The sequence below is a fragment of the Leucobacter chironomi DSM 19883 genome (genome assembly GCF_000421845.1).
GTDB lineage: Bacteria > Actinomycetota > Actinomycetes > Actinomycetales > Microbacteriaceae > Leucobacter > Leucobacter chironomi.
Genome location: NZ_ATXU01000004.1, coordinates 174143 through 186501 on the forward strand (window position 1 = coordinate 174143; position 12359 = coordinate 186501).

12 protein-coding genes are annotated in these 12359 nt (G+C 71.3%); 6 read left to right on the top strand and 6 right to left on the bottom strand.

Going from position 1 to position 12359, the window contains the following annotated elements:
* Positions 1–20: 20 nt before the first annotated feature.
* On the top strand, positions 21–1604 hold the full coding sequence (locus H629_RS0105900; protein ID WP_024356375.1) for an aminotransferase class I/II-fold pyridoxal phosphate-dependent enzyme: 1584 nt from the start codon (positions 21–23) through the stop codon (positions 1602–1604).
* A gap of 231 nt (positions 1605–1835) precedes the next feature.
* Here the strand turns inward: H629_RS0105900 and H629_RS0105905 are convergent, their stop codons facing one another.
* Positions 1836–2057, bottom strand: a complete 222-nt coding sequence (locus H629_RS0105905; protein WP_024356376.1) for a hypothetical protein — start codon at positions 2055–2057, stop codon at positions 1836–1838.
* A gap of 183 nt (positions 2058–2240) precedes the next feature.
* Here H629_RS0105905 and H629_RS0105910 point away from each other — a divergent pair, with 183 nt between their 5' ends.
* Positions 2241–2627: a YchJ family protein gene (locus H629_RS0105910; RefSeq protein WP_024356377.1), complete on the top strand. Its 387-nt coding sequence runs from the start codon at positions 2241–2243 to the stop codon at positions 2625–2627.
* Positions 2628–2642: 15 nt separating this feature from the next.
* Here H629_RS0105910 and H629_RS14480 read toward each other — a convergent pair whose 3' ends face one another.
* Both H629_RS14480 and H629_RS0105925 read right to left on the bottom strand, forming a co-directional pair.
* Positions 2643–3179 (bottom strand): hypothetical protein, encoded by a 537-nt coding sequence (locus tag H629_RS14480; RefSeq protein ID WP_024356378.1) that lies wholly within the window; start codon positions 3177–3179, stop codon positions 2643–2645.
* 47 nt (positions 3180–3226) lie between these two features.
* Complete coding sequence (locus tag H629_RS0105925) at positions 3227–4645, bottom strand: aminopeptidase P family protein (protein WP_024356379.1); 1419 nt, start codon at positions 4643–4645, stop codon at positions 3227–3229.
* Between the two features lie 168 nt (positions 4646–4813).
* On the opposite strand from H629_RS0105925, the gene H629_RS0105930 reads away from it, so the two are divergent.
* Positions 4814–5665 (top strand): PHP domain-containing protein, encoded by an 852-nt coding sequence (locus H629_RS0105930; RefSeq protein ID WP_024356380.1) that lies wholly within the window; start codon positions 4814–4816, stop codon positions 5663–5665.
* A 144-nt stretch (positions 5666–5809) separates the two neighbouring features.
* On the opposite strand, the gene H629_RS0105935 is transcribed toward H629_RS0105930, so the two are convergent.
* Positions 5810–7288, bottom strand: a complete 1479-nt coding sequence (locus H629_RS0105935) for a DEAD/DEAH box helicase (protein WP_036084552.1) — start codon at positions 7286–7288, stop codon at positions 5810–5812.
* Between the two features lie 175 nt (positions 7289–7463).
* On the opposite strand from H629_RS0105935, the gene H629_RS0105940 reads away from it, so the two are divergent.
* The 3 genes from H629_RS0105940 to H629_RS0105950 all read left to right on the top strand — a co-directional run bounded on the left by H629_RS0105940 (position 7464) and on the right by H629_RS0105950 (position 10857).
* Positions 7464–8183, top strand: coding sequence for a ferritin-like fold-containing protein (locus H629_RS0105940; RefSeq protein WP_024356382.1), 720 nt, complete (start codon positions 7464–7466; stop codon positions 8181–8183).
* Positions 8180–9376, top strand: coding sequence for a methyltransferase domain-containing protein (locus H629_RS0105945; protein ID WP_024356383.1), 1197 nt, complete (start codon positions 8180–8182; stop codon positions 9374–9376). Before H629_RS0105940 ends, H629_RS0105945 begins: the two co-directional genes overlap by 4 nt.
* Before the next feature lie 134 nt (positions 9377–9510).
* Positions 9511–10857, top strand: coding sequence for a bifunctional phosphopantothenoylcysteine decarboxylase/phosphopantothenate synthase (locus H629_RS0105950; protein WP_024356384.1), 1347 nt, complete (start codon positions 9511–9513; stop codon positions 10855–10857).
* 54 nt (positions 10858–10911) lie between these two features.
* Here the strand turns inward: H629_RS0105950 and H629_RS0105955 are convergent, their stop codons facing one another.
* Complete coding sequence (locus H629_RS0105955) at positions 10912–11691, bottom strand: CPBP family intramembrane glutamic endopeptidase (RefSeq protein WP_240471056.1); 780 nt, start codon at positions 11689–11691, stop codon at positions 10912–10914.
* 247 nt (positions 11692–11938) lie between these two features.
* Positions 11939–12163 (bottom strand): DUF3107 domain-containing protein, encoded by a 225-nt coding sequence (locus H629_RS0105960; protein WP_024356386.1) that lies wholly within the window; start codon positions 12161–12163, stop codon positions 11939–11941.
* Positions 12164–12359 lie beyond the last annotated feature (196 nt).

Genomic DNA, 12359 nt, shown 5'->3' on the forward strand with positions numbered 1-12359 from the left:
GCGCGCGAGAGGCTGGCCCCATGCTGCATCAGGACACGACGACCCCCAGCCTCCCCGCGCACGACGCGATGATCGAGGCGCCCGCCGATGCCGCGCCGCGTCGCGTCGCCACGGCTCCGCGCTACGCCGAGGACCAGAGCCGCACCCCGTACGCCGACGCGATCACCGCGTTCGGCGACTCTGCACCGCTCTCGCTCATGGTGCCCGGGCACGGCAACGCCCCCGATGCCGGGGCCGAGCACATCGCCGAGCTCTTCGGCGCCCGGGTCGCGCAGCTCGACGTGCCCCTGCTGCTCGAAGGCATCGATGCCGGCGAGAACAGTCCGCTGCAGCAGTCGCAGCGGCTCGCCGCCGACGCCTGGGGCGCGCGCCGCACATGGTTCCTCACCAACGGCGCCTCGCAGGCCAACCGGACCGCCGCGATCGCCGTGCGCGGCCTCGGGGAGCGGATCCTGATCCAGCGCGCCATGCACTCCAGCCTCACCGACGGCGTGCTGCTGTCGGGCCTCGTGCCCTCTTTCGTGGCCCCCGCCGTCGACGCCAGGCACGGCATCGCCCACGGCCTCACCCCTGAATCCCTCGACGCGGCCCTCACCCGCGAGGCCCGGGCCGGCCGCGCCGTGTCGAGCGTCTACGTGGTCTCGCCCAGCTACTTCGGCTCCGTCGCCGACGTGGCCGGGCTCGCCGAGGTGTCGCACCGGCACGGCGCTGCGATCATCGTCGACAACGCGTGGGGCGCCCACTTCGGCTTCCACCCCGAGCTGCCCGAGTCGCCCGCGCGCCTCGGCGCCGACCTCGTCGTGTCGAGCACGCACAAGCTCGCCGGCTCCCTCACGCAGTCGGCCATGCTGCACCTCGGCCACGGCCCCTTCGCCGACCGCCTCGAACCGCTCGTGGCCCGCGCCTTCAGCATGACATCCTCGACGTCGATGAGCGGAGTGCTCATGGGGTCGCTCGACACCGCGCGTCACGCGATGGCGAGCGGCGAGGAGCGCATCGGGCGGGCAGTGCGGGCCGCCGCGGAGATTCGAGATCGCCTGCAGCAGGATCCGCGCTTCTCGGACATCGGCGACGGCTTCGCTGAGTTCCCCGACATCGCCGCCACCGATCCGCTGCGCATCCCGATCGACGTCTCGCGGCTGGGCCGCAGCGGCCACTGGGTGCGCGGCGCCCTGAAGGAGCGCCACGGCGTCTACCTGGAGATGTCGACCGCGACCAGCGTCGTCGCCGTCATCGGCGCGACGCGCGAGATCGACGTCGATCGCTTCATGGTCGCGCTCGACGAGGTCGCGCAGGAGGCCGCGCGCATCGGCGCCGAGCCGATGCACGAGTTCCCCGAGCTGCCCGAGCCGGGCGCCCTGCGCATGCTGCCTCGCGACGCCTATTTCGGCGCCAGCGAAGTGGTGCCCGCCGCGCAGGCCGTGGGCCGCATCTCGGCAGACACCCTCGCGGCCTACCCGCCCGGCATCCCGAACCTGCTGCCCGGTGAAGAGGTCACCGCCGACACCGTCGACTTCCTGCAGGCCGTCGCGGCCTCGCCCACGGGCTACGTGCGGGGAGCTGCAGACGCCGAGGTCGCGGGCATCCGCGTGGTCGTCGACTGAGCAGCTGAGGCCTGCCGGGGGACTCTCCCGATGCGTCGGGTTCGGCCGGCTTTTCGGGTTCGGCCGGTGCTTTGGGTAGGGCCGATGCTTCGGACCAGACCGATGTTTCGGATGAGATCGGTGCTTCCCGTCCGCAGTACCGGTGAGGCCCGAATGAACGGCGACGTATTCTGGCCCGGATACGACGCAGGCGGCGGATCCCGAAGGATCCGCCGCCTGCGTCAGGGAGGCCTACTTCTTCTCGAAGAGGTTGCCGATCAGGGTCGAGCCGATGAGCACCACGGCGAGCAGCACAACGCCGACGATCGAGATGGCCACCACGTCGACGGGCTGGCCCGCTGACGAGAACATCGACTCGTGCTCGTGCCCGTCGTGGGCGAAAGCGGGAACCGCCACGAAGACCGAGGCGATGGCCGCGGTCACGGCGGTGGCGATGCGGGTGCGGATCTTCACGGTGTCTCCTCGCGAGTGTCTGTCGTGCTGGAGCGGCGCAGCGCCCGGAGGACGCGCCGCGATATCTCCTATCCTATCCCGCCCGTGACGCTCGTGCGCGCCGCGGGCAGCCGGGGCCTCGTCGACGGCGCGCCCCAGCGGGGCACGGGTCCAGGAGCCGGCGGAACCTCCTAGGCTGGAGCCGTGAACGATCAGGATCCCTGCCCCTGCGGTCGAGGGGCCGTCTACGCCGAGTGCTGCGGGCCGCTGCACGCCGGTGATCCGGCGCCCACCGCCGAGCGTCTCATGCGCTCCCGTTTCAGTGCCTTCGCGCTCGGGGACGGGGCGTACCTGCTCGCGAGCTGGGCCGCGGAGACCCGGCCGGCGCAGCTCGACCTCGACGACGGAGTCGAGTGGCGGCGTCTGCTGATCCGCGACGTCACGGCCGGGGGGCCTGCCGACCGCACCGGACGAGTCGCCTTCACCGCGGTCGGACGCGGCCCCGAGGGGCGCGTCGAACTGCGCGAGCGCAGCCGATTCGCGCGCGATGAGGCCGGGCGCTGGGTCTACGTCGACGGCGACATCGAGTAGGGTGCACCGACCGCCTCAGCGGATGTAGACGTCGAGGTGGTTGCCGAAGGTGCCGCGATCGTAAATCTTGCCCGGGTAGCCGAAGGGGGTCTCGAAGACGGTGCCCTTCGGGTGCGACCCGGCGAGCACGATGAATCCGTCGGCGTCGCTCACGTAGCCGGCTTCGTTGACGTGACGGCCCGGGATGGCGAGCCCGGGGCCCGGCAGCACCTGCTGGCTGTAGAAGGTGAAGCGGTATCCGCCCCAGTTGACTGCGCCCGTGAACATGAACTGCTCGAGCGTGTAGAGGGCCGCCGCGGGTGCCCCGCCCGATCCCGCGCCGCCGGAGACCTGCGACGCCTCGACGCTCATGTCGATCAAGGCTGAGGCAGCCGGCGCCGCATCGAGCCGCTGCTGCCGAGCGAAGGCGCTGCCGTCGGCGGCGAACGCCGTCGACATGGAGTAGGGGGCGAGGACCGCCGCGCCCAGGAGCACGATCACGCTCGCCGCAGCGCCCGCTCCGAGGAAGCGGGACCAGCGGGAGACTCCCGGGCAGGCGGACACGTGTGACATCGGGATCCGATGCTACCCCGCGAAGCTGCGTGCCCGGGGAGAGCCCCCTACGCCTGCGCCGCCCGGATCCAGGCCTCGACGTCGTCGGCCGTGCGGGGGATGCCCGCCGACAGATTCACGCAGCCGTCCTCGGTGACGACGATGTCGTCCTCGATGCGCACGCCGATGCCGCGCAGCTCCTCCGGCACCGTCAGATCGTCGGGCTGGAAGTAGAGCCCCGGCTCGATCGTGAACACCATGCCGGGCTCCACCACGCCGTCGAGGTACATCTCGCGGCGAGCCTGCGCGCAGTCGTGCACGTCGAGCCCCAGGTGGTGGCTCGTGCCGTGCACCATGTAGCGGCGGTGGTAGGCGGTGCCGTCGTCTTCGGGCAGCAGGCCCCACTCGCGGGTGCGGCGCTCGATGACGGCCATCGCGGCGTCGTGCACGTCGCCGAAGCGGATGCCGGGGCGCACGATCGCGCGGGCCGCATCGGCGGCCTCGAGCACGGCCTCGTAGACGCGGCGCTGCACCGCGGTGAACGTTCCCGAGACCGGCACGGTGCGGGTGATGTCGGCGGTGTAGAGGCTGTCGAGCTCGACGCCCGCGTCGAGCAGCAGCAGGTCGCCGTTGCGCACGGCACCGTCGTTGCGGATCCAGTGCAGCGTGCAGGCGTGGGGGCCCGAAGCCGCGATCGTCTCGTAGCCGACGGTGTTGCCATCGAGGCGGGCCCGCTGGTTGAACACGCCCTCGACGATGCGCTCGCCGCGGGGGTGCGCGCTCGCCTGGGGCAGCGCGGCCAGCACCTCCTCGAAGCCGCGCGCGGTGGCGTCGACGGCCGCCTGCATCTCGGCCAGCTCGAACTCGTCCTTGACGAGCCGCAGCTCGGAGGTCGCACGGGCGAGCTCCTCGTCCTCGCCGGGGACCGATCCGTCGGCCTCGGCGGCACCGCGCCCGATGACCCTGTCGGTGTCGGATGGTGCGAAGTCCGCGATCGGGGCGGTGCGGATCCCGAGCAGACCCGCCACCTGCGCGAGCGAGGGGCGCGCACCGATCCAGAACTCGCCGATCTCGGGGTTCGCGAAGAACTCGTCGCTGTCGCGACCCGCGCGCTCGCGGAAGTAGAGGGTCGCCTCGTGCGCATCGCCCGCGGGGTCGAGCACGAGGATGGAGCCGGGCTCGCTCTCGGAGCCCCAGCCGGTGAGGTGTGCGAAGGCGCTGTGGGCGCGGAACGGGTAGAAGGTGTCGTTCGAGCGCTGCTTCATGGCGCCGGCGTGCAGCACCAGGCGCTCGCCTGGGAAGAGCGCGCCGAGCGCGGCGCGGCGGCCCGCGGCGCGGGGAGCGACGGGCAGCGGATCCGGAACCGTCTCCGGGCGGTCGGCCCAGTGCGACGAGATGTACTCGAGGAAGACGGCGGTCTGCGGCGTGGTGCTGCGGTTGCTGTGGTCGATCTCCACCTCGTGGGTGGTCTGCGCGCTCTCGGTCATCCTCCCATCCTCTCACCCCCCCCGGTGCCCATCCTCTGTCCCCGTGCGCCCTGCTGCTCCTACCCTCCGCAGTTCACACAGTCGATCGCAGTTCAGGCGGATCAAAATTACGAAGATCTCAGTCTGAACTGCGATCCACTGCATGAACTGCGGGCATAGACTGGGGGGATGGCGCGATCCGGGACGCAGCAGGGCTTCGACCTGCACACGCACTCGGTGTTCTCCGACGGCACGACGAGACCCGCCGATATCGCGCGCGAGGCCGCCGAGCTCGGCCTCACAGGATTCGCGCTCACCGACCACGACACGGTCGACGGCTGGGACGAGGCCCGCGCCGCCGCGCGCACCGCGGGCATCGAGTTCCTGCCCGGCATCGAGATCACCACGAAGCACGCCGGCCGCTCCCGGCACCTGCTGGGCTACGGCATCGACCCGGCCGCCGGCGAGCTGTTCGCCGCCCTCGCCGAGGTGCGGCGCTCCCGGCTCGCGCGGGCGCAGGAGATGGTGCGGCGGCTCTCGGCCGACTACGCCATCACCTGGGAGTCGGTGGTCGGCGAGGAGGACGCCCGCACCGTGGGGCGCCCCCACATCGCCGATGCGCTCGTCGCCGCCGGATACTTCGCTGACCGCAGCACCGCCTTCGCCGAGATCCTGCACCCGGCATCGCCCTACTATCTCGGCACCCACGCGATCGACACGCTCGAAGCGATCCGGCTGGTGCGCGCCGCCGGGGGAGCCGCTGCCCTCGCGCACCCGGCTGCGTTCCGGCAGCGCACCCCCACCGGGGCCCAGGAGCTGCGCGCCTTCGCCGCGGCCGGCCTCTGGGGCGTCGAGCTCGACCACCCGGAGAACCGCGCCGACTGGCTGCCCCCGATCACCGCGACGGCCGCCGAGACCGGCCTCGCCGCGATCGGCTCGAGCGACTACCACGGCGCCGGCAAGCCCAATCTGCTGGGGGAGCGGTCGACCGACCCGGCGCTCGTGCAACTCCTGCGCGAACGGGTCGCCACGCCGCGCTGAGCCGAGCGTCTCGCCGATCCGGGATCCGCCCGCGTCGTTGCACCGTCCGAAACGAATACCGCGAGCCCCGCTGGATCCTCGATGAGGAAGCAGCGGGGCTCGCGGTGTTCGGCGTGATGCCGGCGACGCTCCGGCGCCGAGGCGCTACTCCGCCGAGGTCGCGGCGGTGGTGTCGGCCGAGGTCGCGGTAGTGTCGGCACCCTCGACGCCCTGCGAACCGCCGCGGCGACGGCGACGGCGACGGCGCGACGTCGACCCCTCGCCCCCGTCCTGCAGCAGCGGGGCGCCGGGCTCGCCGCCGCCCTCCTGGTCGTGGCCGTGCTGCTCGTGGCCGTGAGCCTCGTGGCGGCCCGGGCCCTTCGGGTTGGCGCTGCGGGTGCGGCTGCGGTTGCGCGAGCGTCCGCGCTCCTCGCGCGATCCGTCTCCGCCCGACCGCGAGCCCTCCGAACGGGGAGCGCGCTCCTTCACCGGGGTGGCCTTCAGCCGGCCCTTCGAGCCCTCGGGGATCTTGAGATCGGCGAACAGGTGCGGCGACGAGGAGTACGTTTCGACCGGCTCGGGCACGCCGAAGTCGAGGGCTTTGTTGATGAGCGCCCACTTGTGCAGATCGTCCCAGTCGACGAAGGTGACGGCGATGCCGGTGCGGCCCGCGCGGCCCGTGCGGCCCACCCGGTGCAGGTAGGTCTTCTCGTCGTCGGGCACGGTGTGGTTGATCACGTGCGTGACGTCGTCGACGTCGATGCCGCGCGCGGCGACGTCCGTCGCGATGAGGATGTCCTTCTTGCCCGCCTTGAACGCGGCCATCGCCCGCTCGCGCTGATCCTGGTTGAGGTCGCCGTGCACCGAGGCGGCGTTGAAGCCGCGATCCACCAGTTCCTCCTGGAGTTTCGCGGCCGCGCGCTTCGTGCGCATGAAGATGACCGTCTTGCCGCGGCCCTCGGCCTGCAGGATGCGGCCGATCACCTCGTCCTTGTCGAGGGAGTGAGCGCGGTAGATGATGTGCTCGATGTTGGCCTGGGCCGCGCCCTCATCCGGATCGCTCGCGCGGATGTGGATCGGCTTCGACATGAAGCGGCGCGCCAGCGTCACGATCGTGCCGGGCATCGTTGCCGAGAACAGCATGGTGTGGCGCGTCGCCGGGGTCTTCGCGAAGAGCTTCTCGATGTCGGCGAGGAAGCCGAGGTCGAGCATCTTGTCGGCCTCGTCGAGCACCATCTCGCGCACGTTCCCGAGGTTCAGCAGACGCTGGCTGGCGAGGTCGAGCAGGCGACCGGGCGTGCCGACGACGATCTGCGCGCCCGCCTTCAGCTGCTCGATCTGCCCCTCGTAGGCCTTGCCGCCGTAGATCGGCACCACGGTCGCCCCGCGGTTCTTCGCGGCCAGCTCGAGGTCCTCGTACACCTGCACGCAGAGCTCGCGGGTGGGCACCACGACCAGCGCCTGCACGCCGGGCTCGGGATCGGCACCCACGCGCTGCAGCAGCGGCAGTCCGAAGCCGAAGGTCTTGCCGGTGCCGGTCTTGGCCTGGCCGATGATGTCCTGTCCCGTGAGCGCGAGCGGGATCGTCTGCTCCTGGATGGGGAAGGCCTCGGTGATGCCCTTGTCGGTGAGCGCATCGACCATGTCCTGGTCGACGCCGAGTTCGAGGAATGTCGTCACGTTGCGTCCTATTCGAGAGTGCGGTGCTGCGCGCACAATCACGAAGGCGCAGCGGCCGGCGCTCCTGCGTCACCGGCGATGAATACAATCGAGCACAGTCTATTCCAGCAACGCTCCGGGTCGGCGGTAAGCTGACAGGGTGTTCGAGTGGATCCGTGGGCTGCGCAAGAAGAATGCCCCAGCGCGCAAGCTGCGTTCGCGCGGCGATGCCGGAGACGCTGAGCGCGTCGAGCTCTCAGAGTTCGCGCCCGGCATCATGCCGTTCCTCGGACTGACCTCCTACCTGCAGCTCGAACTCTACGAGGGCGCCACGCGCGCCGTCTCGGGTGCGGCTACGCTCGAAGCCAAGGACGTGCTCGCCCGGGTGGCCGGGCAGACGCTGTCGAAGCATCAGCGACTCACGGCCGAGATCCGCAGGCGCGGCGAGGAGCCGCACGTGGTGATGACGCCGTTCGCGCCCGTGATCGAGCGCTATGTGCGGCGCATCGACGCGGCCGACTGGCATCAGCACGTGCTCTCCCTGTACCTCGTGGGCGGGCTCTTCGACGACTTCTTCGCGAGCCTCGCGAGCGGGCTGCGCGACGGCTACCGCAGCGAAGCGATCGCGATCCTGCATGACGACACCGGCCGCGCCGAGCTGAAAGAGCTGCTCGAGGCCGCGTTGGCCGCTGACGAGGGGCTGTCGAGCTGGCTCGCGCTGTGGGGTCGCCGCCTCGTGGGCGACACGCTGCTCGTCTCGCGCGCAGTGCTGGCGCTCAGCGAGTCCCGCCCGTTCGTCGAGAGCGAGGTGGAGCCGGTGTTCACCGAGCTCATCGCCGACCACATCCGCCGCATGGACGGACTCGGTCTGACGGCATGAGCCCCGTCCGGCGCCTGCCCGTCGAGGAGCCGGGGGACCGCACGAGGCTCCCGCTCGCGGGCGACACCCCGGTCTGCCACTACTTCGAGGCGGGGCGCTGCCGCTCCTGCACCCTCATTGAGACCCCCGCGGCGCAGCAGCTGCGCGACAAGGAGGAGCGCTGCCGGGCACTGCTGCCGGGTGTGCCCGAGCAGGCCTGGCTGCCCACGGTGCCCGGCGGCGTGCGCGACTTCCGCAACAAGGCGAAGCTCGTCGTGGGCGGTCGCCCCGGGCGGGTGACGCTCGGCATTCTCGGACCGGACGGCGCGGGGGTCGACCTGCGCGATTGCCTGATCCAGCAGCCCGCGATCCGGGCCATGATCCCGGATCTGGCTCGCTTCATCGAGCAGACCGGCCTGCCGCCCTACGATGTGCCGAAGCGGCGCGGCGAGCTCAAGTTCGTGCACGTCACCGTGTCGCCCTCGGAAGAACTGATGCTGCGTTTCGTGGTGCGCAGCGCGCAGGCGCTCGAGGTGCTGCGCGACCGGCTGCCGCAGTTGCGTCGCGCCGTGCCCGCCGCGACGGTCGTCTCGGTCAATCTGCTGCCCGAGCACAAGGCCGTGCTCGAGGGCGAGCGTGAGGAACTGCTGCTCGGTTCCTCGCTGGCGATGGACACCGGCGCCGGGTTCGCACTGCACCTGCGGCCGCAGAGCTTCTTCCAGACCAACACCGGGGTGGCGCGGGCGCTGTACGCGCAGGCCGCCGAGTGGATCGGCTTCGCCGGCCCCGACTCCCTGTGGGATCTCTACTGCGGTGTCGGCGGCTTCGCGCTGCACTGCGCGGGGTCCGTTCGCAGCGTGCTGGGCGTCGAGATCAGCGAGGAGGCCGTGCGCTCGGCCAGGCGCAGCGCGCGCGAGGCGGGGATCACGGCCCGCTTCGAAGCGGGGGATGCGACCGCCTTCGCCCTCGGCTCGGAGGAGATCCCCGAGGCGGTGATCGTGAACCCGCCGAGGCGCGGGATCGGCGGGGAACTCGCCGGCTGGCTCGAAGAGGCTCATGGGATCCGGCACGTCGTCTATTCGAGTTGCAACCCGGAGAGCCTGGCCGTGGATCTCGCCGCGATGCCCTCTCTCGCGGTGCGCGAGGCGCGGGTCTTCGACATGTTCCCGCACACGCGGCACCTGGAGGTCGCCGTGCTGCTCGAACGCCGCTGAAGTCGGCCGGCCGTAGATATGGAATCTGCCGAAGATATGGCCGATCCGCCCCGAACCCGCATATCTTCGGCAGATCCCATGCCCTGCGCCGGGACCCGAGGCGTGGGCGAACACGGGCATGGCAGGATGTCCCTATGAACATCGTGCTCGGAGTGACCGGCGGCATCGCCGCCTACAAGGCCGTCGCGCTCGCGAGGCTGCTCGTCGAGGCTGGCCACGAGGTGCATGTGGTGCCCACAGACGACGCGCTGCGCTTCGTCGGCAAGCCCACTTGGGAGGCGATCAGCCGGCACCCCGTGACCACCTCGGTGCACGAGGACGTGCCCGAGGTGCGCCACGTCGCCCTCGGCCAGCGCGCCGATCTCGTGGTCGTGGCGCCCGCGACCGCGAACACGCTCGCGCGCATGTCCGCTGGTCTCGCCGACGACCTGCTCGGCACGACGCTGCTCGCCACGCGCGCACCCGTGCTCGTCGCACCCGCCATGCACACCGAGATGTGGCAGCACCCGGCTACGCAGGATAACGTGGCGATCCTGCGCGCTCGCGGGGTGCGCTTCGTCGGCCCTGAGAGCGGCCGACTCACCGGCGATGACAGCGGCCCGGGCCGCATGAGCGAGCCTGAGCGGATCGCCGAGGTCGTCGAGGGCCTGCTCGCGGGCGGGGCGGATCCGGAGACGTCCGCCGATCCGGATGTCCTCCCGATGACCGAGGATACGGGGGAGTCGGTCTTCGCACCGGAGGCTGCCCCGGCCGTGCCGGGCGACCTCGACGGGATCCGTGTGCTCGTCACCGCGGGCGGCACCCGCGAGCCGATCGACCCCGTGCGCTACCTCGGCAACCGATCGAGCGGCCGCCAGGGCGTCGCGATCGCCGCAGCCGCAGCGGATCGCGGCGCGAAGGTGGTGCTGCTCGCTGCGAACATCGACGAGTCGGTGCTTGCGGAGGTGCGGGATCGGGCCGCCGTGCGGGTCGTGCCCGTCGGCACGACCGCCGAGCTGGAGGCCGCGGCCCACGCGGCGGCGTCCGGCGCCGAGGCCGTCATCATGGCCGCGGCCGTGGCCGACTACCGGGTGGCGCACGTGGCGGACCAGAAGCTGCGCAAGGAGGACTCGCCGGGCGAGGCCCCGGTGATCGAGCTCGTCGAGAATCCCGACGTGCTCGTGGGGCTCGTGCGGGACCGCCGGGAGGGGCAGATTATCGTCGGCTTCGCCGCCGAAACCGTCGCCGACGGAGCCGAAGGCGAGGCCCCGTCCGAGGCCGAAGCCCGCGCCGAGCTGCTCGAGCGCGGGCGGCGCAAGCTCGCCCGGAAGGGCGTCGACCTGCTTGCCGTGAACGCGGTCGGCTGGCACGCCGGCTTCGAGTCCGATGACAACAGCCTGCTGGTGCTCGACGCCGACGGGCACCTCGCCCGCGAAACGCACGGCAGCAAGCGCGAAGTGGCCGAGCGCCTGCTCGACTCCGTGCGCGACGAGCTGCGGTAGGGCCGTCCGCGCTTCGGTGAGTTGCCGCTCGGTGAGTTGCCGCTCGGCAGGCGCCTACTCGGCGGTCGCCCGATCAGGGGCAGCGGCCCCGCGATCCACCCGGTTCTTGACGAGCATGATGGCGAGCAGGGCGACGGCGATGTAAACGAAGCTGAACAGGCCCGCGATCGAGAGCAGACCCTGCGACGTCGAAGCGGCGGCCGTGTGCGTGTCGATGCCGCCGGTGGCGAGCATCGTGGTCGGATCGGTCGCCGCGTGGAGCAGCATCGCCCACACCAGTCGCCCGGTGGCGCGCAGCGAGAGGTACATCATCGCGCCGAACCCGAAGGTGTAGGCGACGGTGACGAGCACGGTCTGCAACGGCTGCCCGGTGAGCGCGTTCCCCGCGTGCAGCAGCGCGAAGTACCCCGACGACAGCACGAGGACGAGCTTTTCGCCGTGGCCGCCGTCGCGCAGCATCTTCACGACGAAGCCGCGGGTCAGCAGCTCCTCCGCGAAGCCGATGCACAGGCCGAGGAAGAGCAGCGTCAGCACGGTCGACACGGAGTACGCCTCCCACCTCGCGGCGATGAGGCGGATGACGACCGGGATGAGCACGAGCACGACGGCCACCCACATCCAGGGGCGGCCCGGCACCGGCTGACGACCGAAGAGTTCGCGCGCCCAGCCGAGCGAGACCGCGAAGAGGAAGAGCAGGCCGCCCGCGATGATGACCGGCAGCGCGACGGTGAAGAAGATGGCCGTCGGGCTCGCAAGCGGGTTCTTGACGTCGATGAACGGGTGGAACAGTGTCGACGTACCGAGGCCGATCAGTTGGTATGCGCCCCAGTACACGACGACCAGGAGCAGCGCCTTCCACCAGCTCCCGCGGTTCCAGAAGGTCTGCCAGCCGTTTCCTCGCGCGTGCTCACCCTTGATCCCTCTTCCGTTCGACGGTGAGTCGAACGCTACCGCGTCGGGGGCAGCTTGCGCGAGGGTTTGGGCATTTTGTGCCTCGAACGAACTGCGCCGACGCCGCACGGGCGCCGGCGCAGTGCGAGTACCCCGACCCGGTGCTCGCAGATCGGGGGCATCTCGGCTGTCAGCTGATGAAGCCCACCTTGCGGCCGCCCTCGCCGCCCAGCTCGACGTAACTGATCGAGTCGGTGTCGACGAGGTACTGGCGCCCTCGGGTGTCGGTGAGGGCGACGAGCGCCGAATCCTGCGCGATCGCGGCGTCGATGAGGCCGCGCACCTCGCCCGCGCTCGCCTCGGTCTCGAACGCGAGCTCACGGGGCGAGTGCTTGATGCCGATACGAACTTCCACGGGTGCCTCCTCGGGTGTCGCGGCCGATGCCGCGGAGTGTGATTGCCACTGCTTCGAGTGTATGGCGGAGAGCGCGCTGCGTGCGGCGAACCGGGCGCGCGTTCGCCCTCGGCGCAGTGCGAGGTGGTGCGCTGCGCCTGCTGCTCGCTCTGCTCCGGCTCCGCTTCTCCTGCGGATCGAGGTCACGCGTGAGGTC

Excerpts from the sequence above, each read along its gene's own strand:
- H629_RS0105900 (WP_024356375.1), top strand. The coding sequence starts at position 21 with ATGCTGCATCAGGACACGACGACCCCCAGCCTCCCCGCGCACGACGCG.
- H629_RS14480 (WP_024356378.1), bottom strand. The coding sequence starts at position 3,179 with ATGTCACACGTGTCCGCCTGCCCGGGAGTCTCCCGCTGGTCCCGCTTC.
- H629_RS0105925 (WP_024356379.1), bottom strand. The coding sequence starts at position 4,645 with ATGACCGAGAGCGCGCAGACCACCCACGAGGTGGAGATCGACCACAGC.
- H629_RS0105930 (WP_024356380.1), top strand. The coding sequence starts at position 4,814 with ATGGCGCGATCCGGGACGCAGCAGGGCTTCGACCTGCACACGCACTCG.
- H629_RS0105935 (WP_036084552.1), bottom strand. The coding sequence starts at position 7,288 with ATGGTCGATGCGCTCACCGACAAGGGCATCACCGAGGCCTTCCCCATC.
- H629_RS0105945 (WP_024356383.1), top strand. The coding sequence starts at position 8,180 with ATGAGCCCCGTCCGGCGCCTGCCCGTCGAGGAGCCGGGGGACCGCACG.
- H629_RS0105950 (WP_024356384.1), top strand. The coding sequence starts at position 9,511 with ATGAACATCGTGCTCGGAGTGACCGGCGGCATCGCCGCCTACAAGGCC.